Raw genomic sequence first — 24,790 nt, forward strand, 5'->3', positions numbered from 1 at the left:
TTTACTGAATTTTTAATGAGAATGGTAAAAATAGGCAACATCGAATTAAGCTCTTTCCCGCTACTTTTAGCACCCATGGAGGACGTTTCAGACCCACCGTTTCGAGCCGTATGTAAGGAAAATGGGGCGGACTTGATGTATACGGAATTTATTTCTTCCGAAGGCCTTATTCGAGATGCTGCAAAAAGCGTACAAAAGCTAGACATCTTTGAGTATGAGCGGCCTATTGGTATTCAGCTTTTTGGTTCTTCCATTGAAACCATGGCCTCTTGCACAGAAATAGCTACCCAAGCAGGCCCTGATTTAATTGACATCAATTATGGTTGTCCTGTAAAGCAAGTTGCTTGCAAAGGCGCAGGAGCAGCACTTTTACAAGATATCCCCAAAATGGTCGCTATGACCAAAGCGGTAGTAAATGCCACCCATTTGCCCGTGACCGTAAAAACCCGATTAGGCTGGGATGAATCAACCAAAAACATTGAGGAAGTAGCTGAAAGACTTCAAGACATTGGAATTCAGGCCTTGAGCATTCATGGGCGCACTCGTGTTCAAATGTACAAGGGAGAAGCCAATTGGGAATTAATTGCCAAAGTCAAAAATAATCCTCGCATAAAAATTCCCATTTTCGGAAATGGAGATATTGACACTCCCGAAAAAGCATTGGAATATAAAAATAGATATGGCGTTGATGGGGTAATGATTGGTCGAGCTACCATTGGTTATCCTTGGATTTTTAATGAAATCAAACATTTTATTAAAACCGGGGAACACCTCGCTCCTCCTACCTTAGAAGAGCGAATTAGCATATGCCAAAGCCACCTTGATTTTTCCATCAAATGGAAAGGAAATCACGGAGGTATCGTAGAAATGCGTCGCCATTATGCCAATTATTTCCGGGGCATGGACCATTTTAAACCGTTTAGAAGTCGATTGGTAACTTCTCATTCTTACGAGGAAATAAGTTTAACACTTCAAGAAATTGCGGAACATTACCAAGCAATTTCACCTGCATAAAACATGACATCAACACAAAAAGTACCTACCCTTTGGGTCATTTTAGCCATCGTGGCTATTTCTTTAATTTGGGGTAGCTCCTTTATTCTAGTAAAAAAAAGCCTTAGTACTTATACTGCCATGGAGGTAGGTGCATTACGTATTGCCTCCGCAGCATTGTTCTTTTGTCCATTCTTTTTCAAAAGAAGAAAATACATCCAAAAACAGCATTGGCCTTCCTTCTTGCTAGCTGGTCTAACAGGAAATTTATTACCTGCCATCCTCTTTTCCATTGCGGGAGAACACCTTCCAAGTGCTCTATCAGGCATGTTAAATGCCTTTACACCTTTATTTACCCTAATCATCGGAATCGTATTGTTCCAACAAAAATTCATCTTAAAACAAACAGGAGGTATCATCTTAGGTTTAATTGGATGCATTGGATTATTAGTCGCAGGAAAAAGCTTCTCCTTACAATTTAATTATCATGCCCTTTGGGTCATTTTAGCGACCTTCTTGTATGGCATCAATTTGCATACTGTCAAATCAAAATTTGCTGATTTACACCCGTTGACTTCTACTGCTGGAGTATTCATGATGATAGGCCCTTTGGCATTAGGCTTGCTAGCCTACTCGGGTTTTTTCCAAAGACCCTGGTCTGATCATGCACAAATGTGGCCTCTACTAGCAGCTATCGCACTTGGCTTGTTTGGATCGGCCATTGCCATGGTGCTGTTTAATCAATTAATCAAATGGACCAGTGCCATCGTTGCGAGTTCGGTTACTTACCTTATTCCGATAGTGGCCGTGGCATGGGGACTTTTTGATGGAGAAACCATTTATTGGTCCCAGATAGTGTTTATGTTCATTTTACTTTGGGGAGTATATCAAGTCAATAATTCAAAATCTTGATAAAATTTTCAAATTCACCAAGGCTGATTTGATTATCAAATAACTTTTAGAATTGACATGTAGATTGCTCGGACTTATTCATCTGTCCCAAATCAATCTATGAACGAACTTATACTGAGTCAAATCTGGAGTAAACAAATTTTTAATCATAAAAATTTACGAAGCCAACAAGGAGACTACCTTCAAATCATTCATCCAGGATTTTTGAATAAGCACGCTGGAGCAGATTTCCAAGAAGCACACATCCTGTTAAATGATTTTGCCTGGATAGGCTCCGTAGAATTACATGTCAATGCCTCCGATTGGCTAGCTCATGCGCATGACCAAGATGCGTCATTTGAAAATGTCATTCTTCATGTGGTTTGGAAGGCCGACCTGGCCATCTATTACCAAGATGGCCGAGAAATACCCACCCTTGAATTATGCCATCGTGTACCGGAAACAAGCATGGTAGAATCCTTTATCCATCAACCTGATTCCATTCCCTGCCACAAATTTTTCCCTGAAATTTCACATGTACAAAAAACCTATATGCTAAACCTTTGTGCTCAAGAACGCATGCAAATTAAGTATGAATCCATTTTGGAACTTTGGCATAAAAATCAAGAGGATTGGGAAGAAACATTTTATCAATCCTTGGGGAAAAGCTTTGGATTTGGATTAAATGCGGATCCCATGCTTCGACTAACCCAAGCTATACCGCTAAAACTGATCTTGAGAAATAGGGATCGACCTTTAGGTATTGAGGCGGCCATGATGGGACTCGCAGGACTACTTGAAGAACCAATAAAAGATGAATACCAATGGAACTTAAGAAGGGAATTCATTCACCTCAAAAAAAAATACCAATGGGAGAAGGCATATTTGCAAGCATCCGATTGGAAATTCCTACGATTAAGGCCTGCAAATTTTCCCACCATACGCATGGCTCAATTTGCCGAAATCATTCGAAATAATTGTTCCCTATTATCTATATTATTGGAAATTCAAGATTTGAAAGTCATTCAAAACCTATTTGAAATTAGCCCCTCGCCTTATTGGCAAAAACATTATCACTTTGGTAAAGTGAGTAAAAAAGGAAGTATTCAATTAGGAAAATCTGCCTTTTATTCTCTTTGTATCAATGCCCTAATTCCCATATTACTAGCTTATTCCTTTGTCAAGAATGACAAGAAATATACCGATAAGGCTTATCGGTGGTTATTTGAAATGGAAGCAGAAAATAATTTGATCACGCGCATATATGCTCAGCTAGGTTTAGCCATTAACAATGCGCACGACTCTCAAGCCTGCCTTCATTGGCACAAACACTATTGCCAAACAAAAAAATGCCTTAGCTGTTCCGTAGGCCAGGAAATTCTACTCTGACTTAATGATAGGTCCACGTTTTCCAATCCCATTTTCATTGAATGCCTCGATCTGAAAATAATAGGTTTTGTCTTTATCCATGGATTTAAAATAATATTCATTGGCACCAAATACCTGTACCGAGGTATACAATTTATCAGGAGAAATCCCCGAATAAATTACATAACCTGTTGCCTGTGGATCATGTCGCCATTTCAACCAAGCCGACCTTTTATCATGTTCTCCACGTAAAACCACAAAATCTTTTACCTCTTTAGCCAAGGCGCCATGCCCTTTACCAAATACCCTCAAACCACTAATAGCAAATTTCCCCGCCGCCATATGTTCATTTACCAATTTGACATACCTTGCTTCCAAAGGTTTAGCTAGTTCCACATAATCATGTGGAACATCCGTTTTATTCTTTGATTTGTCAATGATTAATTGCCAAGTCTTGCCATCCTTACTGGCAAAAACACGATACTGATGATATATACCTTGTATTTTCCCCAAAAAACTTGAGTCCACATCTTGATCAGCATAATTAATTTGAATAGCTCTAATGGTGGATATTTCGCCTAAATCCGACTGAATATATTCTCCTTTGTTGGCTGTTTTGGCAGACCAATATGTCTTCATCTGCTCATCAACGGCATAATTGGGTCCATAACCTGCTAGGCTAGAAGATACCTTAACGGGTTTATTATAATTCAACAGCATCCAGCCAGTAAATAAATCGGAAGGTTTATCAAATGTAGACTTTGGCATACTATACGGATAATCTCCATATGCTGTTTCCGTATATATAATCCCATCTTGATCAAATTTGCTAGGCCATAGTCCTAACCGACGCTCGAAGCTATTTTTTACTGCAATGGTAATGGTGGAAACATGCCACCAGTTACCATATTGACCTTCAAAAGTTGCCCCGTGGCCAGCACCTCGGGTAAATCCCCCTGGTTTAAATGAAAATGGATTATGAGATTGATAAGTAAAAGGTCCCATGGGTTTATCCGATGTATAAACCCCATCACCATAGGCTGAAAACTCTGTACCAGGTGCTCCATATTGTAGGTAATATTTACCCTTGTATTTATTCATCCAAGCTCCCTCCATAAAGGGTTTCAAAAAGGTATTATCCTGATATTCCCCGAACCTTTCCCAACCATGTAATTCATCATTCAATCGGATTAAATCTTTTCTTTCTCCAATCGGCTGTAAGGTCTTTCGGTCAATCTCTTGCCCATACATGGGATAAAAATTACTAGAACCATGGTATAAATAAAGCCGACCATCATCATCTAAAAAAAAGGCTGGATCCCATGCCCCAGCGGTAAAAGCATGCACCGACTCCCGCCACGTATCTGTTTCGGGTGAATGACTCGACCAAAGTGTAAAATCTTTGGCATAGGTGGACCCAATCACATACAAACTATCCCCCATAACAAAGGTGGCTGGAGCACAAAGCTCATCATAAACTTTATGGTAAGGTTGTAGGAAACGCCTTGACACAAAATTCCATTTCAACATGTCTTGACTCCACCAATAACCCCACTGATTCGTTGAAAACAAATAATATTTATTCTTAAAATAAGTAATAACTGGATCTGCCGTAGCCCTATGACGGCCGGCTTCCGAAAAATTAGGAATTGGAGTGAATCCATAATCTAAATTCATCGGATTACAATAGGTACTTTGAGCCAATACTGGATATGAATAATAGGCCAAACAAAAGGCCAATATCAATGTTAAGTATCTAGATTTCATGTTTACTTGTAGAAAATATTGACCAAAATACACATTGATCTCGATAAAAATACCAATTTTACATCGACAAAGTCTTTAATGCCCCTATGAAAAAATATACTGGTCTAATGAGTGCAGGCTTGATCATTCTACTCTGGGGTTTACATCTTGGTTTTTGGATTCAAGATCCATTCGATTTCAAAAACCCTTGGTTTTACTTGGCTATTTTAGTCCAAACCCATTTATATACAGGTCTTTTCATTTGTTCCCATGATGCCATTCATGGGGTGGTTTCTAAAGAACATCCCCGGCTTAACCACGCCATAGGCCGACTTTGTGCGACTCTTTTTGCCTTCAATAATTATACGATTTTACGCAAAAAACACCACCATCATCATGCTTATGTGAATACCAAGGAAGACCCAGATGTACATCAAGGAAACTTCTTTATTTGGTGGTTCAAATTTATGTTTCAATACGTGCATTGGACGCAGATTCTAGCCATGGCGATCACCTACAATGTCTTGAAAATTTGGTTTCCCATGAATAATATCATACTTATCTGGGAGGTCCCTGCTATATTAGCCACTTTGCAATTATTCTATTTTGGTACCTATTTACCCCATCGTGGTGAACATGATCCTGGGAATAAACATCAGTCCAGAAGCCAAGCCAAAAATCATATTTGGGCATTCATTTCTTGCTATAACTTTGGCTACCATTATGAGCATCACGATAAACCCTATTTACCCTGGTGGAAATTAGCAGAAGCAAAGGAGCAAAACAGCCAAATTTCTACTAGATAGATGAATATTTTTTCTAAATTTGCAGCGCACTAAATCGACCCGAATATTCCAATGTCAGAACCCAAATACAAGCGAATTTTATTAAAACTTTCTGGTGAAGCCCTTTCCACTCCTACGGAAGTCATTGATCCAAGCATTTTAGATCAATACGCAGCAGAAATCAAAAAAGTCCACGATTTGGGAGTTGAAGTAGCCATCGTTATTGGAGGAGGAAATATTTTCCGTGGTGCTAGTGCCGCTAAAGCTGGTATTGACCGTGTTCAAGGTGATTACATGGGAATGCTAGCCACTGTCATCAATGGTATGGCTGTCCAAGCCTCTTTAGAAAAACATGGATTGTACACCCGCATGATGACAGCCATTAAGGTGGAAGCTGTGTGCGAACCGTTCATCCGAAGAAGAGCCATGCGCCATCTTGAAAAAGGTAGAATCGTTATTTTTGGAGCTGGAACAGGTAATCCTTATTTCACCACAGATTCCACAGCATCTCTTCGTGCTATTGAAATTGAAGCAGATGTCGTATTAAAAGGAACGCGCGTCGATGGAGTCTATACAGCGGATCCTGAGAAAGACCCAACAGCCACCAGATATACCCAATTAAGTTTTTCTGAAGCTATTTCAAAAGGCTTAAAAATCATGGATACTACGGCGTTCACCTTATGCCAAGAAAATAAATTACCGATCATCGTATTTAACATGAACAAAAACGGGAACTTATGTGACCTCGTTTCTGGAAAAGATGTAGGAACCTTAATCAGTTAATAAGCAATCAAATTAAATGGAGGAGTTAGAATTTTATATAGATGCTGGACAAGAAACAATGGAAGGTGCAATCAAGCACTTAAACATTGAACTTTCTAAAATTAGAGCCGGTAAAGCGAGTACCAGTATGTTAGATGGATTAATGATTGAGTACTATGGTGTGCCTACCCCGATCACAGGAGCTGCATCCATCACTACGCCTGATGCTAGAACCATCGCCATCAAACCATTCGAGAAAGGAATTTTTGGGGAAATTGAAAAAGCAATTCGTAACTCAAACCTTGGTTTAAATCCCATGAATGATGGAGAATTGATTCGTTTATCTATCCCGCCATTAACTGAAGAGCGTAGAAGAGATTTGGTAAAAAGAGTAAAACAAGAAATTGAAACAGCTAAAATCAATATTCGTAATGCTCGCCAAGATGCCAATAATAGCATCAAAAAAATGAAAGGAGAAGGCGTGGCTGAAGATGATATCAAAGCCTCAGAAGAACGCATCCAAAAGTTAACAGATGCCTTTGTAGCCAAAATTGATCAAATATTTTTAGATAAAGAGAAAGATATCATGTCGGTATAATCTCTGAACTATTGCATAAAAAAGCTGAACCTTAGGTTCAGCTTTTTTTATTTCAAGGACTTTGCTGATTTAAATTTCCCTAAAAATACGCTTCTGATTTACCCATGGCATAACCAATCTCCAACATCCGACGAATATCCAATTTATTAAAGTTTTGAATATCAATGGCAATGGGTTGAATTGGCCTTATCGAATGAATAGATAAATCACTACGCTGATTTTGAATTAATAATGCTTCCTTCAAATCTGCATTCAAAATTTCATTCACCGCAATGTCCATAACTCGGTCTACCAATGCCAATAAATCTCCTGTTTCGAATATGCCTCCTTCGATGGTTTGAGTATGACAACTGATACAAACAATATGCTTTCCCCCGTCTTTTATCGCCTTTTGTAATGGTGCCACATCACGTAATCCTCCGTCTAAAAAACTACGACGCTTTTCTTGATTAATTTGGACAACAGGCATCAGAATTGGTACGGCTGAGGAAGCCAATAAATAATCATAAAAATGCTCGTAACTAGGGTCTACATAATGAATGCCCCCATCAATAATATTAACTGCCCCAATACGCATTTCGATAGGACTAGCTTTCAAATTACGGATATCCAGAACGGACTCTACTAATTCTCTCAAAGGCTTGGTACTCACTAAACCTCTGAATTTTTTGGTCAATGCTGTCCATCCCAATTCCCATAAGCTAAAGGGTTTAGATAAACATTCAGGATGAGTGATTCTAGTTTCCCAAAAATCCCATAAATCCTGGCCAGCTTGAGGAAAATTTAATGGCTCACCATTCAATTTTTGTCGACCTAATTGATTAACCAAATAAGCCGCATTTAAACTTCCCGCTGAAATTCCATAAATCAATTCAGGTTTATATCCTCTCTCAAATAATGCCCGAATTACACCCGCCTGAAAAGCACCTTTAACAGAGCCTCCAGATAATGCCAGTATCTTACTCATAAATTTGAATATTGAAAGGACTATTTGTCCCAAATTGTTATAAATTTACACAATTAATCAGCCTAAAGCTTCTACTATACATAATATGTCCTATTCGCTTTCATCCATTCAAGTACCCATAGCGGAACCGATGAAAGCTTTCGAAGGTAAGTTTCGCCAATTCATGCGTTCCAAAGTGATGCTTTTGGATACCATCATGAATTATATCATCCAACGTAAAGGAAAACAAATGCGACCTATGTTCGTATTTCTTTCTGCGGGAGTTATGGGTGAAATTAATGAAAAAACACATCGAGGAGCAGCACTAATCGAATTATTACATACAGCCACGTTAGTGCACGATGATGTAGTAGATGATTCTAATTACCGCCGTGGTTTTTTTTCCATCAATGCCATTTGGAAAAATAAAATTGCTGTTTTAGTAGGTGATTATTTACTTTCCAAAGGATTACTTCTTTCCATTGAAAATGATGATTTTGATCTACTTAAATCTGTTTCAACAGCGGTAAGGGAAATGTCTGAAGGGGAATTACTCCAAATAGAAAAAGCTCGGAAACTTGACATTACGGAGGATATCTATTTTGATATTATTCGAAAAAAAACAGCCACACTCATTTCCGCATGTTGTGCCGTAGGTGTACAATCCGTGGGGGCTAGTGAGGAATATGTTCAAATAGCGCGTGACTTTGGTGATCGTGTAGGGGTAGCCTTTCAAATTAAGGATGACCTTTTTGATTATGGTGACGCCGAAATAGGTAAACCACTAGGTATTGATATCAAGGAGAAAAAAATGACCTTACCATTAATTTATTCTTTACAACACACTACCTCCAGTACCAAAAAGAGGATTATTCATTTAATCAAAAACGATTCTGAAAACCCAAAAAGCATTCGTGAAGTCATTGAATTTGTCAAAAATACCGGTGGATTAGAATATGCCACCCAACGAATGCACGAGTTTGCTCAAGAAGCCAGAGATATCTTACATAAATTCCCAGAATCACCGTATCGGAATTCTCTTCATGATTTATTGGGATATACCATTGAAAGAAATAAGTAAGCCGAGTATAATAAACTACCTCAATTTATAAAAGCATAAAAAGCTGGAAACCATCGGTTTCCAGCTTTAAGCACTAAACTACTTTAAAACAAAATCTTATCTAGGTCCTCCGCCACCCATTCCGCCGCCTCCGCCGCCGCCCATTCTTCCTCCACCTGGCATTCCCATTGGCTGAGCTTGTACTGGCTGTGGTGTAGCATCTCCGCCTCCGTCTTTCTGATCATCATTATTTACGGATTTCTTTCTTTTTGTTCCTCCAAATGTCATTTTTCCAATTCTGTAGGAGAAATTAACTTTGAAGTTCATGTTGCGCATGGTGTTGAATCCTACTTGTGAGATAACTGGGGTATTTGTTTCACTACGAATGACCATTTCAGATGTGAAGAAGTTTTCAGCACCGAATCCTACGCTACCCTTTTTGTTCTTGAAATCCTTTTTGAAACTTAAGCTGTAAATTCCAAATCCACCACGCTTACCCTGTAACTGTATTTCATTAGCACGGTAGAAAGAGAACAATTGAGCTCCCCAGCCTCCGCCTAAATTGTAGTTACCGAAAATACGGAAGTTAGAAACTAAGCCTTCATTCTTAGCATTCAATAATGGATCAGGTACATTGTTAGCCAATTTCAAATAAGAAAAATCAGCACCTCCACCAATCATCAATCGGTTGGTTAAATTAGCATTGATATTTAAGTTCAATCCATAAGCATCTTCATTTCCAATGTTCACCGAACGTGTCTTCACCGTATCTCCAATTACCTGGCGAATTTGGTTAATGGCACCCGTCGTATTTCTTACGAATACTGCAGATGAAATATAAAATGACTTGATATACTTACTATAACCTATTTCAAAGTTATTAGTAAACTCCGGAGCCAAATTTGGATTACCCGTTGAAATGTTCAATGGGTTAGTAGAATTCACGTTTGGATTCAAGAATTGAACCGATGGACGCTGAATTCGTTTATTATAACTAAATCTCCACGTTCCTGATTTAAAAGTCTTAGACATATTAAAACTTGGTACAAAAACCCCATAAGGAGGAATAGACAAGTTTTGACCTTCTTTCTTCAAGAAACTAGCCGAAATATCTGTATGCTCATAACGAGCTCCAGCTTTAACACTCCATTTGTTTTTAGTGGTTAAGGTATAAGAAGCGTAAGTACCCCAAATATTTTGATTATAATCAAAAACGTTGGTTGGTAAAGTAGCCAAATTCACTTGGTTATAACCCGCTAGATTATTACCTGTTGGGTTAATAAATGACTTGTAATCAGAAGATGCATTTCTTATGATACCTTTTCCTCCAAATTCAATCATTTGATTTTTAAGGATAGGTGTCTGGTAATCCAATTGGAAAGTAGCCTCTTCATTATATGCCAAGTTCTCATTTTTAATCGAACTCATGATTTGACTCATTGTGGCATTTGGATTCATGATATCGTTATAGAAATCACTTGTACGATTACTACGGCTATACATGGACAAAATGCTAAACTCTTTTTGTGGAGTATCATAGGTATGAGAATAGTCAATATTCAAATCCACATTACCTGACATATCCGATGAATTCGTATTTCTCAAACTAGTTAAAACACCATTGCGAATCTGCTGTAAGTTATCTTGGTAGTTATTTCCATTTCTTACTCCAAATCTGGATGAAGCCGTGATGGAATTGTGCTTATTGATGTCCCAATCAAAACCTATCTGATAATTACCAAATAAATTATTAGTTCTACTTTCTGCTGTTTGAACATTGATTGTTTCTGCTCCTTGGCTTCTAGTGGTTTGCATATTTTCATACTTTCCTGTCACATTATACTGAGAACGACCAAAGCCTCCCAATGACATACCCCAAGTCTTATTGCGGAAATTACCGTTCAAAGATAAATTGGAACCACGAACTCCCACACTACTATCAAAACCCAAGGTTAAACCTTGTAAGGTATTTTTCTTAGTAACAATATTGATGATACCTGCCGATCCTTCAGCATCATATTTAGCGGAAGGTGAAGTAATAACCTCAACCGTTTTAATCATATCGGCCGGAATCTGCTTCAAAGCATCAGCCACATTGGATGCCATGATGGAAGAAGGCTTGTTATTAATTAATACCCTAATATTAGTAGAACCACGGAGCGAAGGATTTCCGTCTAAGTCGACAGATAACATCGGCACCTTTTTTAATACATCTGTCGCATCACCACCACGATTAGTTTGATCACGCTCGGCATTGTAAACCGTACGGTCAACTTTTTCTTCAATCATAGCTCTTTGGCCTTCAACAGTTACTTCCTGTAACATCTTAGTAGAAGACTGCATTTTGATTACTCCCAAATCATGATCATCTTTTTTGGCGGTTATGTCCATAAAAATGGTCTTGCTTTCATAACCCAAGAAAGAAATCACTATTTTATAGCTGCCTACCGCAACTTTAGTCAAAGTAAATTTACCCACCTGATCGGCCACCGTACCATCTACTGGTCTATTGGTCGCTTTATTGATTAAAGCCACTGAGGCAAATTCTACTGGTTTGTTGTCTGTTGAATCTAAGGCATAACCCACAATTTTAGCTGAACCTTTGGGAGTTGCTACCACTGGAGCTGCTGCTGCATCTCTTCGAACTGGTGCGCCTGATGCTCCTCCAGTTGGAGCTGCTGCTTCTCTTCGAGCTGGTGCACCAGGTCCTCCAGCAGGAACCTGTGCGTTAAGCTGTAAAGCACATACTACTAAGGCAATAAGGGCGAATAATTTTTTCATAATTTTTTTACGTATTGGCTTTTGATTTTATACCTGTAAAATCGAATGCAAAACTGAAGTAATTCCATTGAGTAATTTCTTTTTTGCGACCAATAGTCATAATTTGTAGGTCAATTTCACTGATGCAAAACGTCAATAAAACATGATTGCTATTAAAACACCACGTTTACAATTAATTCCGCTTGACCATTCCTTATTGACAATTTGGGCAGACCAGGGCCGTGATGCCCTAGAAATTCAAATAGGTTTACAACATAATACCTGGGAAATAGAAGCTTTTTTTCAAGAAGAAGCCCAAATGGCCTTACAAGACTATTGGCTTCCGATGACTAAAAAATTTCCCTTCGATTTTATTTGGTACACAAATTGGGAAATAATCCTAACAGAAAAGTCCTGCTCTATAGGGGGAATTGGTATGGCTGGACTTCCTAACGATCAGGGCTTCACTGAGGTTGGATATTGTTTGGATAAAAAATTCAGGGGTCATGGCTATGCCAGTGAAGCCTTACAATACCTCATACAATGGGCCAGTCAGGATCAAGGACTTCACTATCTCGTCGCCGAGACTCCCATAGATAACCTAGCTTCTCAATCCGTCCTATTAAAAAATGATTTTGTAAAAACAGGACAAAAGAAATTAATGCAACCTGAAGGGATGGAAGTTTTCACTTGGAAACGGCTCATTCAGGTCAATCGAACATAATTCTCCTATTTTATTTCCTTTCGAGCATTTTTCGGTAATTTTACTGAATTATAAATGCTTAAAGTCCCAAAGGACCCTATCATATGCATCATTTCACCTCCATCCATGACGCTTACAACATTCCTCAATTGGTCAATGAAGCGCTATTAATGAAAAGAGCTCCCCATTCTGATTGTTTCATCGGCAAGAATAAAACCATCGGATTGCTGTTCTTTAATTCAAGTTTAAGAACCAGATTATCTACCCAAAAGGCTGCCCAAAATTTAGGAATGAATGTTATGGTCATGAACGTAGGAGCTGATTCATGGCAATTAGAAATGAACGAAGGGGTCATCATGAATGGTGATAAAGCAGAACATGTGTCAGAGGCTGCGGCAGTTATTGGTCAATACTGTGACATCGTAGGTTTGCGAAGCTTCCCTAGCTTAGTAAACCGTGAGGAAGACTACTCTGAATTGGTATTGAATCAATTCATGAAATATACAGGTAGACCCATTTTAAGTTTGGAGTCGGCCACCCGACATCCATTACAGTCTTTAACGGATTTAATTACGATTCAAGAACATAAAAAAACAGCAAGACCAAAAGTTGTCTTAACCTGGGCCCCACATGTGAAAGCCTTACCTCAGTGTGTGCCTAATTCTTTTGCTGAATGGATGAATCATTCAGATGTTGATTTTACCATCGCACATCCCAAAGGATACGAATTGGCACCCGAATTTAGTGGTAACGCTCGTATTTGCCATGATCCAAAAGAGGCCTTTGAAGGAGCTGATTTCATCTATGCCAAGAACTGGTCTTCCTACCAAGAATATGGAAAAATTTTGAACTCGGATCCTGCTTGGATGGTAACGATGGAAAAAATGAAATTGACCAATCAAGCCAAATTCATGCATTGCCTACCCGTTCGCAGAAATGTGGTGGTAGAAGATGCCGTATTAGATTCAGATCATTCAATTGTAATTCAGCAGGCGGGAAATCGCGTTTGGGCCGCTCAAACTGTTTTAAAAGAGATGTTATTATCTCTTGCGAAAAAAGAAAGCCCTTATTTATTCTAATGCTATGAGTCATATTTTACCAAAGCTTCAAGTAATTAAAATTGGGGGTAATGTGATTGATAACCCTAGCCTATTAGAAGCGTTTTTAGCGGACATAGCAAGCATTCCAGAAGCAATTGTACTGATTCATGGTGGAGGTAAGATTGCGACTGAAATGGCTAAAGAATTGGGTATTAACAGTCAAATGATTGATGGGCGCCGTGTCACAGATTCTGCCAGTTTACGGGTAGTCACCATGGTGTACGCAGGATGGATCAATAAATCCATGGTAGCCCAATTGCAAGCTAAACATAAGAACGCCATCGGTTTTACGGGACCAGATGCTGGATTAGTGATAAGTAAAAAAAGAAATCCTACACCTATTGACTATGGTTGGGTAGGAGATATTGAACATGTCAATGCACAGGCTTTGAGTACTTTTATACATCAAGGCTATTGCCCCGTTTTTGCCCCCATTACAGCAGATAAACAAGGGCATTTATTGAATACCAATGCAGACACCATGGCACAAGCTATTTCCATAGCATTAAGCGATTTTTTCGAGGTTACGTTAACCTATTGCTTCGAAAAAAATGGGGTTTTAAGTAATCCTGATGATGATAATTCTGTCATCTCCCATATTAACCAAAACTCTTTTTTGGAATTAAAAGAGAGTGGAATCGTGACTGCGGGTATGATACCCAAACTAGAAAATGCTTTAAAAGCCATTTCACAAGGTGTCCATACCGTCAAACTTTGCCATGCCAGTCAAGTATTAAACCCTGGCGGTGGCACTTTAATTAGCGCATAAATGTATAAAGAATCGGATTTTTTAGAAGCTAAATCGCTACTTTCTCAATTGATTGCTTGTCCATCATTGAGCAAAGAAGAAGCCGGTACGGCTAAAATTATCCAAGATTTTTTCACGCGTAAAGGCATTGAATCCCATTTATTTTTAAATAATGTTTGGGCAAAAAATGCCCATTTTGACCCAAATAAGCCAACTGTTTTACTAAATTCTCATCACGATACAGTGAAGGCAAATGCCTCTTGGACATTTGACCCTTGGAAGGCTACAGAAATAGATGGTAAACTAATTGGACTAGGTGCTAATGATGCAGGTGCTAGTTTAGTATGTTTAATTCAAACATTCTGTTCCTTTTATCAAGAGAAAAATTTACCTTTCAACCTTCTAATGGCTGCTACAGCTGAAGAGGAAATTTCAGGTAAAAATGGCATTGAAGCATTAATCAATTCCCCCGACTTCCCTCAAATTGATTGGGCCGTCGTGGGTGAACCTACGGATTGCCAGCTAGCCATTGCGGAAAAAGGACTTATGGTCATTGATGCAGTGGCGCATGGAAAAGCTGGCCATGCGGCTAGAAATGAGGGCATTAATGCCATTTATGTGGCAATGAAAGACATTGAGAAAATTGAAAATTTTCAATTTGAAAAAGTATCTCCGGTATTAGGACCTGTAAAATCGACGGTTACTATCATTCATGCGGGTAAGCAGCATAATGTCATTCCAGACTCCTGTGAATTTACCATCGACTGCCGGGTGAATGAATGTTATACCTTAGAGGAAATTTTGAAGATATTACAAAATGAATTAAGCTCCGATTTAACTCCAAGATCCATCCGATTACAACCTAGTCGAATCGATGAAGATCATGTTGTTTGCCTAGCAGCCAAGAAATTGGGCATTGTAAGCTTTGGCTCTCCTACCCTTTCTGATCAATCACTATTGGCATGTCCATCAGTGAAAATCGGACCGGGGCATTCGGGCAGATCACATACGGCTGATGAATTTATTTACTTGGATGAAATCAAACAAGGTATCCAAACCTACCAAAATTTATTAGTAGAAACCAGTATTCAATACCAACATAAATCATAAGAAACGTGGCAAAACTTTGGCAAAAAGCAAATCAGACGACAGATGCTAAAATTGAAAAATTTACAATAGGGAATGATCCTATTTATGATTTACAATTAGCTCGTTATGATGTATTGGGTTCATTGGCCCATATTACCATGTTGGCAGAGGTAGGCCTTTTAAAAAAGGAAGAATTAAGTCCCTTATGTCGTGAGTTGAAAGTCATTTTAGCTTCCATTGAGGTTGGCGACTTTGAAATTGAACCAGGAATGGAGGATGTTCATTCACAAATTGAATACTTATTGACCAAAAAACTAGGTGATTTAGGTAAGAAAATTCATGCGGGACGTTCCAGAAATGACCAAGTTTTGGTTGACCTGAAATTATTCATGCGCGCTGAAATCCAAGAAATTGCCGAAGCAGTAGAAAAGCTCTTTAATCTTCTACTTCAAAAAAGTGAAGCGCATAAAAAAGATTTACTTCCAGGCTATACCCATTTGCAAATCGCCATGCCCTCTTCCTTTGGATTATGGTTTGGCGCTTATGCGGAGAGTTTAGTGGAAGATGTTGAATTGTTAGAAGCCGCCTTCCGCCTAGCCAATAAAAACCCACTTGGTTCTGGCGCTGGATATGGCTCTTCTTTCCCTTTAGATCGCCAATTAACAACTGATTTATTAGGTTTTGAAAGCCCGCATGTCAATGTGGTCAATGCCCAATTGTCTAGAGGTAAAACAGAATTTTACCTTCTAACTGCCATTAGCCAAATAGCCAGTACCTTAAGTAAATTGGCCATGGACGTTTGCCTATACAACTCACAAAATTTTGGATTTATAGAACTCCCGGATTCACTTACTACCGGCAGCTCCATCATGCCGCATAAAAAGAATCCAGATGTAGCTGAGCTTCTAAGAGGAAAAGCCAATAAATTAAAAGCCCTACCTAATCAATTACACTTATTGACAAGCAACTTACCTTCAGGCTATCACAGGGAGTTTCAATTGACGAAAGAATTATTAATGCCGGCTATCGAAGAAATCTTAGATGGCTTGGAAATTACCCATTACCTAGTAGAGCACATGAAGGTGAAATCGGATTTACTAAATCATGATAAATACGATTTACTTTTTAGTGTGGAAGAAGTAAATCGCTTGGTGGTACAAGGTGTTCCTTTCCGGGAAGCATACCAGCAAATTGGTAAAATGATTGAAGAAAAACAGTTTGATGGTAGCCAACGAAATCTCAACCATACGCATTTAGGAAGTATTGGAAATTTAGGCCTTGATTTAATTCAAGCTCAAAAAGATACGGCATATCAACGTTTTGGATTTGATAAAGTCAATCATGCCATAGCTCGATTATTGGCTAGCTAACATTTTTTGAACATATTTTCCGACAATATCAAATTCTAAATTAACGGAATCGCCTACCTTCAATTGATGAAAGACGGTATGTTCATAGGTATAAGGAATGATGGCAACAGAAAAATCATGTTGGCCTGAATGAACAACCGTTAAACTAGTTCCATTAACACAAATTGAACCTTTGCTAACCGTCATGTGCGCTGTGGATGGAGGGTAATCAAAATAGTATTCCCAAGAACCTTCTTTGGCAATAATTTGGGTACAAATACCTTTCGTATCTACATGTCCTTGTACGATATGACCATCAAATCGGCCTGTAGCAGCAAGACAACGTTCCAAATTAACTTTTTGACCTAAAGTCAAATCTCCTAAATTAGTTTTATTCAAGGTCTCTTCAATGGCTGTTACTCGATATTGCTTGTCTTTGATTTCAACAACTGTTAGACAAACCCCATTATGGGCCAAGGATTGATCTATTTTCAATTCATGAGTAAAAGGAGAACTAAACCAAAAATCAATATTAGTTCCTTGAACGAAGCGATTCTCTAAGGTACCCATGGCCTCCACTATGCCTGTAAACATCGAATTAATTTTTATATTTTTGCCTAAATTCAAAATTACACCCAATCTTATGAAATTCAATAAATGGATTTTGATTCTTATACTTGGCGCCATCGTCTTGGTGTTCATCAGTCTTCCAAAAAATGAAACCAATAAGGTCACTAAGTCTCAAGAGGATTCTTTGGCCCTCGTGAAATATCGAAAAGAAAAAGATATTTCCATGAAAGAACAAGAAGATTCGCCTATAAAGGATAAAGAATCCTTTATAGGTTTACATTATTTCCCATACGAGAGCGCTTGGAAAATTGAATTTGAATTAGAAAAAAATAAGCAGGTTGAAAAAATTTCCATGCCGATGAGCGACGGTACGAAGGAAGAAATCATATATATAGGAGATATTAAAGCTCAAATAAATGGGCAAAATGTCCGATTGAAATTATATCAACATGATAATGGGGACTTTTTTCTTCCGTTTAAAGACAAAACCGCCCCCACAGAAACCTATGGAGGCGGTAGGTACTTAGATATACCCCTAATAAATCTAAACGGTAAAATACTTAAGGCGGATTTTAATTTGGCTTACTTTCCGTTTTGTGCGTACAACCCGGAATATGCATGTCCTGTTCCACCAGCGAGCAATCAACTGAATTTTAGAATACCCGCTGGGGAAAAAAACTAGTTTACTTGGTTAATCGAGGCTGCTCCTGACAAATCTTTTGAAATGTTGGGTACACCCCTGTAAGATACTTTGGAAGCACCAGAGGCTTCAACTCGTAAGGTTTTTTGACTTTGAATACTAACGTGACTTGCTCCACTGGCCTCTACATCCGTATCACGAGCCATTAAATTGCTACCTTCTAAGTGACTTGCACCAGATGCGTCTACATTTAATTTACCCGCACGACCACTCACATTAAGCTTAGATGCACCGGATAATTCAAGGTTTAATTTATCGGCATTAATCTGGGTTAATTGACCTTTGGAGGCACCCGTAAATACCAAATTCATTTGTTCTTCATTTGAAAATCCCTCTACATCAACTTTACAGGCTCCAGAAAACTCAGCATTAGCTAAACGAGGCATAGTGATTACGATTTTGACTCTCTTACGGTTTTTACCCCAATTAAATCCCCAATTTCTATCCTTATAATATACCTTCAAGGTATTTCCATCGATGTCTACTTCTAAGTCTTCAACGTCTTCCTGGCGACCATATGCGGCCAAGGAATAAGCGCTTCCTTTGCTTACTTTAATTTCAAAAGCATGACCTAAGTCTAAATTTTGAAAACCCGATACTTTGAATTTTTTTGAAAAATCCTCTGGAGATGCCAATGCCACTACCGACATAAATAATGCTCCTAGAAAAATGAATAATTGAAATTTTGTTTTCATGTGTTTATTATTTTGGAATGTAGATAAGATGAACGCTTTAGTAAAAAGGTTGCATGTACATTATTTTATTTTTGTGTTTTTAAGATCACCTTTAGATTATTCATGTTCGGGTAAACCAATTGTGCATCTGCCGATTTACTACCCGTCAAATTTTTAATGACATTTAAATCCATTTTAGATTGGTCTTTTAGTGATACCACTGCCTTTTGAACAATTAAATTAGGTGCTATAAGCTCAGCATTTTGGTCCGTAGATGCCACCAATAAATCCGTAGTCCCATCTACATTCACACTATGAAAGTCATGTAAAACCACTTCTAGTTTAGCTTGATTGAATCCTTTTATTTCTGTTCGTGCATTGCCTCCTAACTCAACTTTTGAAAGCTTGGGCGACTGTATTTCAATTTGTACTCCTGATTGAACTTTGTCCAATTTCAAAACACCATTGACCACTTTGGCTTCCGTTACAAAACTAGGTTTATCATTTCCTTCAAACCGAATAACATATTTATCTCCTGGAACAATTTGAATGCTAGCTCCCTCTGTATTCAAGGCTTCAATGCTTTGGAAATTTTCCAAATCCTTACTGATAGAAAAATTAGCTCCTAGCTCATCATTTGAGCGATCATCTTGGAATGACTCATTATTATCCTCAATAGGCTCACGATTAAGACAAGTCAATCCCTTTTCTGGAGTAAAATTCCACATGGAACCTACAAATAAGTCTCCATTACTTTCGTTGAAATATCCACCATCAATTTCGTTTTCAATGTAAGTGGCAAAATCACGGGTCATTCCAAAACTTTGACCAAATGGAATTAATACCTTCACACGAAGTCGTTGATTTCTAAATCGCTGATTAGTAATTCCGAAATGACTATCGAACAAAATTTTGTCGCCTTGAACAGCATAATCATACTTGATACTTCGAGCATTTTTTTCTGCATCTAAACGATCTTTTCCGTTGGATTTAGAAAACTCAATGACTTGAATGCTCGTTCCTGAATATCCTTCGATGGTGATTTGTGCCCGAGTAAAACCTTCACGGTTATAATCATGCAAATCTTCATCATCCAAAATCTCATCAACCAATTCACGGCTTCCGAGCATCTTTTCCCAAATAGATTCTTGAGATTCTTTTTTCACATCAAAGACAAATGGTTTTGCTGTAAGGGAAATATCTTTCACTTGATTCACAGAAGCTGTTCTAGAAAAATTTCTTCCTACAGTAGGCAAGGCTACAAATAAGCCCACCCAACCAATGATGCAAAGAGTAGTAGCAATGTATTTATAGGTTCTATTATAAAATTTACGGTTGGCTAATAATGAAATACCAGAGATAATGATAGAAACTAAAATAGGCAAAATGGCTGCGATAAAGGCTAAATAAGTCCAGGAAGGCAAATCATTTGCTAATAAGTATAGGGGAATGGCTTCTCCAAAAGCAATTTGAACTTGTCCATGATCTAAACCAGAAAATCCTACCGACGAAACCGTAATTAAAGCGATGATACTTCCTAAACCAAATACGGTTAAAATGATTCCAAAGGCTATTTGAACAATCCATCGAATGGCAATAAAAAAACCTTTAAATGCGCCAAAGAAAGCGGCAATTAGTCGGAAAGGCACTAATAAGATACGAGTTAAAGCACTTTCTTCTGCCTCACCTTCTTTTTGGAAATTCTTTTTGATGTTGTTTTCAATGTTTTCCAAGGTGATCGGCTCACCGGTCATTTCCATTTTATCTGTCAGGGTTTTAGCCTCTGGTGATATCACTAATATCACCAGGTAGGCCACAATTCCTGATCCAAAAAACAAGACCGATAGAACAGCTAAAACTCGCAATAATCCTAAATCCCATCCCGTGTAAGCTGAAAATCCAGCGATTACACCACCGATTACCTTCTTTTCTGGGTCGCGGTAAAATTTGCGAAAGGATTTATCTTCTTCCAGGTTTATTTCACCTGGAATCGCAATCCAACAAATGATATAGCCCCAGAAAATAACATTTGCTGCATGAAACAATGGGATTAGTCCAAAAAATCCAACGATCATACACAAACGTACCCAGATGGGATCAGCATGTAGATAGCGAGCCAAACCTGAAGCTACACCACCAATCATTTTTCTTGACAAATCTCTTCTAAATACTTTTTGCTGAGGAATGGTGTTTTCAGTTTGCTTTGAATATGAGCTGGAAGAACTATTCTCTTTTTTGTCCTCTTCGCTTTCCAATGCCTGAAAATCAGCCACAGTACCTAATGATGCAATTAAGGCATTTACATGATCCAAGGATATAGCCTCCGTTTTTTCATCTTCCCGAATACCCCAGAATTTCTCGGCTATTCTTGCTTCAATGTCAGCAATAATTTCTTTTGAACCTTCGAAATTCTCGAAGTATGCATGGATGGACTTGATATATGCATCCAATGTGGCAAACGCATCCTCCTCAATGTGGAAGATAATCCCTGCGATATTAATTGATAGGGTCTTTTTCATACAATGATAGATTTATGAATTGGGGGTGGCGGGATTGGTTATCTGAAGTACAGATCCTTGTAATTCATCCCATGTTAAATGAAGTTCTTCTAAAAATTCTCCTCCTTTTTCTGTTAATACGTAATATTTACGCGGCGGGCCTGAGGAGGATTCCACCCATTTGTAATCTAAAAAACCAGCATTTTTCAAGCGGGTTAACAGAGGATATAAGGTTCCCTCCACGACCATAATTTTTGCAGAGGTTAATTCTTCCAACATGTTGGATGCGTACACCTCGCCTCGCGAAATAATCTGCAGAATACAGAATTCCAAAATTCCTTTCCTCATCTGCACCTTGGCATTTTCAATATCCATCGGTTTCTGTGTTTTAATGTGATACAAAACTACGTAAGGTACTTTGTATTGCATAGTACCTTAGAAACTTTTTTTTGATTTTTGGATAAACGGTGACTATTTTGTGATGAATAGCCTTTTTTAGGTTCGAAAAAAAATACCATGTTCAAAGAAGTCTCCTTACCTCTAGCCTTTTATAACCGCGACACTTGGCTTAAGGTGGCTTTTTTTGCTGTTTGTGTATTCATGGCTGGATTTTCACTGTACTTTACTGATGGATTAGTTACCAAATTAGAGGAAAGAGAAAAGCAACAAATTGAATTATATGCAGAGACTATCCGCTATGTCATGACCAGTGATGAGAATGCGGATATTAATTTCTTTTTCGAAAGAATTAAAAAAATTAATGAGAACAATACCATTCCCGTGATATGGAAAGATGGATCCGGACATTTAAATTCCATCAATATCTCCATGCCCAACCAGCTTTCCACGGAGGCAAAGCAGCTCATGCTTAAGCAAAAACTAGCTGAAATTATTGCTGAAAACAATAAACCCATTGAAATGGACATGGGTTTTCAGAAAGAATACATCTATTATGGAAATTCAAAATTGTTAAAGTTATTACGGTACTATCCCCTCTCTCAATTACTTGTTGTCCTGATTATTGGATTCTTAGGCTATATCTTTTTCTCCTATTCAAGAAGAGCGGAACAAAACCGAGTATGGGTAGGTTTGGCAAAAGAAACTGCTCATCAATTAGGTACTCCCCTCTCATCGCTGACAGCCTGGGTTGAAATTTTAAGAAATGAACCCAAGGTGGATCCCAACATTGTTATTGAATTAAGTAAGGATATTCAACGCCTAGAAACCATTACCACGCGTTTTTCTAATATAGGCTCAGCTCCTATTTTGAAAGAGGAAAATTTAGAAGAGTTAATTAACACTTTCCTGCAATATTTAAAAAACCGAATATCAAGTAAAGTACATATTGAAGTGATTAGTATGCTGGCGCCGGATCAACTAGCAAAGGTCAATCGCTATCTTTTTGAGTGGGTAATAGAGAACATTTGCAAAAATGGAGTGGATGCCATGAGTGGAAGCGGAGATATACAAATTGTACTATCAGAAGGCAAGAACAATCTAATCTATATCGATATTACGGATAGTGGGAAAGGTATTTCCAATAAAAATATGTCCAAAATATTTTCTCCAGGCTTTAGTACTAAAAAAAGAGGATGGGGTTTAGGGCTCACCCTGGCCAAACGAATTGTGGAAAACTATCATGAGGGAAAACTTATTTTGAAATCAACCGAAATTAATAAGGGTAGTACTTTCCGGATATCCTTACCTAAGCCTCCCATTCAAGCATGAATTCCCCCAATTTTGTTTTTGGATCAGCATTAGTTGTCATTTCCATAGGCTACACCTTAAAAAGTCTAGGATATGTTACTACCCATGATGCTAAAAACATATCAAAGTTTTTAATGCACACCACTTTCCCTGCTTTGGTTTTCACCACCATGATCAAAGTAGAATTTACTTCAGAGCTTTTGTGGTTACCACTGATCTGTATATTATTTGCCATACTTTGTTCCTTTGTTGGATTTCATATTTTCAAAAAAGAAGGTCCCGAATATCGAGGAATCTTAACCATGGGATGCTCGGGTTATAATTTAGGTTTATTCGCTTATCCATTGATTGAGGGAATTTGGGGTTGGAAAGGCTTAACGTATGCGGCCATGTTTGATATTGGCAATTCATTTATCAATTTCATCCTTACCTATGGCATGGGAAATTATCTTTCTGCCCAAGCAAAAAAAGGTAATATGTGGAAGCATGTTTTTAAGCGCATTATGTCGCTTTTCCCTTTTCAAGCCATGGTGATAGGTTTAATTGTCAATGTAGCTGAAATCCCATTGCCTGTTTTCCTAACCAGTATCGTTGATACAATTGCCCAAGGAAATAAACCCTTGGTGCTATTACTGATGGGGATTTATTTCAGTGTTAGACTTCCCAAAAAATCATTTTTAAAAGTATTCCAAGTGCTAGGAATACGTTATTTATTGGGGCTATCGATTGGTTTATTATTGTTTTACAGTCTTCCCTTTGATTCCCACTTTAGAAATATGATGTTAATATGCATCATATTACCCGTAGGTATGACACTCATTACCTATTCCGATGAATTAAATTTTGACACCTCCATTGCAGGTGCATTGGTGAATTTTTCCATGCTGATAAGCTTTACTCTCATGTGGATATTGGTAGCTGTATTCAAAATGGCTGCCGCCTAACCAAATAATTTTGGTAATTTGCAGAAACAAATGGCATTAAATTACGTTTGGAAATAAAGCAATCAATCAAAAATGGTAGTACCCTACAAAAATCAATCGCAAGGAAAAAAGGAACAAGTAGCAGAAATGTTTAATTCCATTTCGCCAAAGTATGATTTCTTAAATCATTTACTTAGTGGAGGAATCGATATCATTTGGAGGAAAAAAGCGATTAATTTATTAAAGAATAAGGGTATCAAATCCTTACTCGATATCGCCACTGGAACGGGTGATTTTGCCATTGAAGCCTTAAAAATTCAGCCAGAAAAAATCATTGGGGTGGATATTTCTCAAGGAATGTTAGACTTTGGAATTGAGAAAATCAAAAAAATGGGTTTGGAGGATAAAATCCATTTACAACTAGGTGATTCAGAAAAATTACCTTTCTCTGATCAGAGTTTCGATGCCATAACGGTAAGTTTTGGGGTGCGTAATTATGAAAACCTAGAAAGGGGTTTAAGTGATATGTTGCGTGTCTTAAAACCAGGTGGATATTGTTTAATACTAGAATTTTCCAATCCTAGAAAATTCCCTATGAAGCAGTTATATGCCTTTTATTCGAAATTTATCTTGCCTCTATTAGGGAGAATGATATCCAAAGACCCTGCAGCTTATACTTATTTACCAGAGTCTGTTCAAGCCTTTCCGGATGGTCAAGACTTCCTAGATATTTATAAACGGGTGGGCTATACCAACACTCAATGGATTCCTATGACGGGCGGTATTTGCTCCATTTATTTAGGCCAAAAATTAAAATAGA

The 24,790-nt window shown here is 38.1% G+C and carries 23 protein-coding genes; 16 read left to right on the plus strand and 7 right to left on the minus strand.

Annotation, left to right across the window (positions count from 1 at the left end):
- Positions 1-21 precede the first annotated feature (21 nt).
- The 3 genes from dusB (at position 22) to SKC36_RS07230 (ending at position 3,273) form a co-directional block, all read left to right on the plus strand.
- Positions 22-1,014 (plus strand): tRNA dihydrouridine synthase DusB, encoded by a 993-nt coding sequence (gene dusB, locus SKC36_RS07220; RefSeq protein WP_459465414.1) that lies wholly within the window; start codon positions 22-24, stop codon positions 1,012-1,014.
- Between the two features lie 3 nt (positions 1,015-1,017).
- The gene (locus tag SKC36_RS07225; protein ID WP_459453492.1) at positions 1,018-1,905 is read left to right on the plus strand and encodes a DMT family transporter; all 888 of its coding nucleotides are present in this window, start codon (positions 1,018-1,020) and stop codon (positions 1,903-1,905) included.
- A 99-nt stretch (positions 1,906-2,004) separates the two neighbouring features.
- On the plus strand, positions 2,005-3,273 hold the full coding sequence (locus tag SKC36_RS07230; protein WP_459465416.1) for a DUF2851 family protein: 1,269 nt from the start codon (positions 2,005-2,007) through the stop codon (positions 3,271-3,273).
- On the opposite strand, the gene SKC36_RS07235 is transcribed toward SKC36_RS07230, so the two are convergent.
- Positions 3,265-5,019 (minus strand): family 43 glycosylhydrolase, encoded by a 1,755-nt coding sequence (locus tag SKC36_RS07235; protein WP_459465418.1) that lies wholly within the window; start codon positions 5,017-5,019, stop codon positions 3,265-3,267. The genes SKC36_RS07230 and SKC36_RS07235 overlap by 9 nt on opposite strands.
- 86 nt (positions 5,020-5,105) lie before the next feature.
- Between SKC36_RS07235 and SKC36_RS07240 the strand changes: the two genes are divergently transcribed.
- Genes SKC36_RS07240 through frr form a run of 3 tightly spaced genes read left to right on the plus strand, consistent with a single transcriptional unit; the run spans position 5,106 to position 7,143 of the window.
- Positions 5,106-5,804, plus strand: a complete 699-nt coding sequence (locus SKC36_RS07240; RefSeq protein ID WP_459453489.1) for a fatty acid desaturase — start codon at positions 5,106-5,108, stop codon at positions 5,802-5,804.
- Positions 5,805-5,855: 51 nt separating this feature from the next.
- Positions 5,856-6,566 carry a UMP kinase gene (pyrH, locus tag SKC36_RS07245; protein WP_459453488.1) on the plus strand — a complete coding sequence of 237 codons (711 nt, stop codon included), beginning with the start codon at positions 5,856-5,858 and terminating at the stop codon, positions 6,564-6,566.
- A gap of 16 nt (positions 6,567-6,582) precedes the next feature.
- A complete protein-coding gene (frr, locus tag SKC36_RS07250; RefSeq protein ID WP_459453486.1) occupies positions 6,583-7,143 on the plus strand; it encodes a ribosome recycling factor in 561 nt (186 codons plus the stop codon).
- A gap of 79 nt (positions 7,144-7,222) precedes the next feature.
- On the opposite strand, the gene SKC36_RS07255 is transcribed toward frr, so the two are convergent.
- Positions 7,223-8,110, minus strand: coding sequence for a patatin-like phospholipase family protein (locus SKC36_RS07255; protein ID WP_459453485.1), 888 nt, complete (start codon positions 8,108-8,110; stop codon positions 7,223-7,225).
- An 85-nt stretch (positions 8,111-8,195) separates the two neighbouring features.
- Between SKC36_RS07255 and SKC36_RS07260 the strand changes: the two genes are divergently transcribed.
- Positions 8,196-9,170 (plus strand): polyprenyl synthetase family protein, encoded by a 975-nt coding sequence (locus SKC36_RS07260; RefSeq protein WP_459453484.1) that lies wholly within the window; start codon positions 8,196-8,198, stop codon positions 9,168-9,170.
- Between the two features lie 96 nt (positions 9,171-9,266).
- Here the strand turns inward: SKC36_RS07260 and SKC36_RS07265 are convergent, their stop codons facing one another.
- A complete protein-coding gene (locus SKC36_RS07265; protein WP_459465420.1) occupies positions 9,267-11,930 on the minus strand; it encodes a TonB-dependent receptor domain-containing protein in 2,664 nt (887 codons plus the stop codon).
- A 142-nt stretch (positions 11,931-12,072) separates the two neighbouring features.
- Between SKC36_RS07265 and SKC36_RS07270 the strand changes: the two genes are divergently transcribed.
- The 5 genes from SKC36_RS07270 to argH all read left to right on the plus strand — a co-directional run bounded on the left by SKC36_RS07270 (position 12,073) and on the right by argH (position 16,919).
- On the plus strand, positions 12,073-12,633 hold the full coding sequence (locus SKC36_RS07270; RefSeq protein WP_459465422.1) for a GNAT family N-acetyltransferase: 561 nt from the start codon (positions 12,073-12,075) through the stop codon (positions 12,631-12,633).
- An 83-nt stretch (positions 12,634-12,716) separates the two neighbouring features.
- On the plus strand, positions 12,717-13,691 hold the full coding sequence (locus SKC36_RS07275; protein ID WP_459453481.1) for an N-acetylornithine carbamoyltransferase: 975 nt from the start codon (positions 12,717-12,719) through the stop codon (positions 13,689-13,691).
- 4 nt (positions 13,692-13,695) lie between these two features.
- Complete coding sequence (gene argB, locus SKC36_RS07280; RefSeq protein WP_459453480.1) at positions 13,696-14,481, plus strand: acetylglutamate kinase; 786 nt, start codon at positions 13,696-13,698, stop codon at positions 14,479-14,481.
- Positions 14,482-15,570, plus strand: a complete 1,089-nt coding sequence (locus SKC36_RS07285) for a M20 family metallo-hydrolase (protein ID WP_459465424.1) — start codon at positions 14,482-14,484, stop codon at positions 15,568-15,570.
- A 5-nt stretch (positions 15,571-15,575) separates the two neighbouring features.
- Positions 15,576-16,919, plus strand: a complete 1,344-nt coding sequence (gene argH / locus SKC36_RS07290) for an argininosuccinate lyase (protein ID WP_459465426.1) — start codon at positions 15,576-15,578, stop codon at positions 16,917-16,919.
- On the opposite strand, the gene SKC36_RS07295 is transcribed toward argH, so the two are convergent.
- Complete coding sequence (locus tag SKC36_RS07295) at positions 16,905-17,492, minus strand: riboflavin synthase (RefSeq protein WP_459465428.1); 588 nt, start codon at positions 17,490-17,492, stop codon at positions 16,905-16,907. The genes argH and SKC36_RS07295 overlap by 15 nt on opposite strands.
- 49 nt (positions 17,493-17,541) lie before the next feature.
- On the opposite strand from SKC36_RS07295, the gene SKC36_RS07300 reads away from it, so the two are divergent.
- On the plus strand, positions 17,542-18,150 hold the full coding sequence (locus SKC36_RS07300) for a DUF1684 domain-containing protein (protein ID WP_459465430.1): 609 nt from the start codon (positions 17,542-17,544) through the stop codon (positions 18,148-18,150).
- Here SKC36_RS07300 and SKC36_RS07305 read toward each other — a convergent pair.
- From SKC36_RS07305 to SKC36_RS07315, 3 genes are all read right to left on the minus strand, one after another.
- Positions 18,147-18,863: a head GIN domain-containing protein gene (locus SKC36_RS07305; RefSeq protein ID WP_459453474.1), complete on the minus strand. Its 717-nt coding sequence runs from the start codon at positions 18,861-18,863 to the stop codon at positions 18,147-18,149. The two genes, SKC36_RS07300 and SKC36_RS07305, sit on opposite strands and share 4 nt — an antisense overlap.
- A gap of 65 nt (positions 18,864-18,928) precedes the next feature.
- On the minus strand, positions 18,929-21,361 hold the full coding sequence (locus SKC36_RS07310) for a PspC domain-containing protein (protein WP_459465432.1): 2,433 nt from the start codon (positions 21,359-21,361) through the stop codon (positions 18,929-18,931).
- Positions 21,362-21,373: 12 nt separating this feature from the next.
- Entirely contained in the window at positions 21,374-21,715 is a 342-nt protein-coding gene (locus SKC36_RS07315) for a PadR family transcriptional regulator (RefSeq protein ID WP_223143286.1), read from the minus strand.
- A 141-nt stretch (positions 21,716-21,856) separates the two neighbouring features.
- On the opposite strand from SKC36_RS07315, the gene SKC36_RS07320 reads away from it, so the two are divergent.
- From SKC36_RS07320 to ubiE, 3 genes are all read left to right on the plus strand, one after another.
- Complete coding sequence (locus SKC36_RS07320) at positions 21,857-23,068, plus strand: sensor histidine kinase (protein ID WP_459465434.1); 1,212 nt, start codon at positions 21,857-21,859, stop codon at positions 23,066-23,068.
- Positions 23,065-23,991, plus strand: coding sequence for an AEC family transporter (locus SKC36_RS07325; RefSeq protein ID WP_459453470.1), 927 nt, complete (start codon positions 23,065-23,067; stop codon positions 23,989-23,991). Before SKC36_RS07320 ends, SKC36_RS07325 begins: the two co-directional genes overlap by 4 nt.
- Before the next feature lie 72 nt (positions 23,992-24,063).
- Positions 24,064-24,789: a bifunctional demethylmenaquinone methyltransferase/2-methoxy-6-polyprenyl-1,4-benzoquinol methylase UbiE gene (ubiE, locus tag SKC36_RS07330; protein WP_459453469.1), complete on the plus strand. Its 726-nt coding sequence runs from the start codon at positions 24,064-24,066 to the stop codon at positions 24,787-24,789.
- The last annotated feature ends 1 nt before the right edge of the window (position 24,790 follow it).

The organism is Aquirufa sp. OSTEICH-129A (assembly GCF_054558355.1).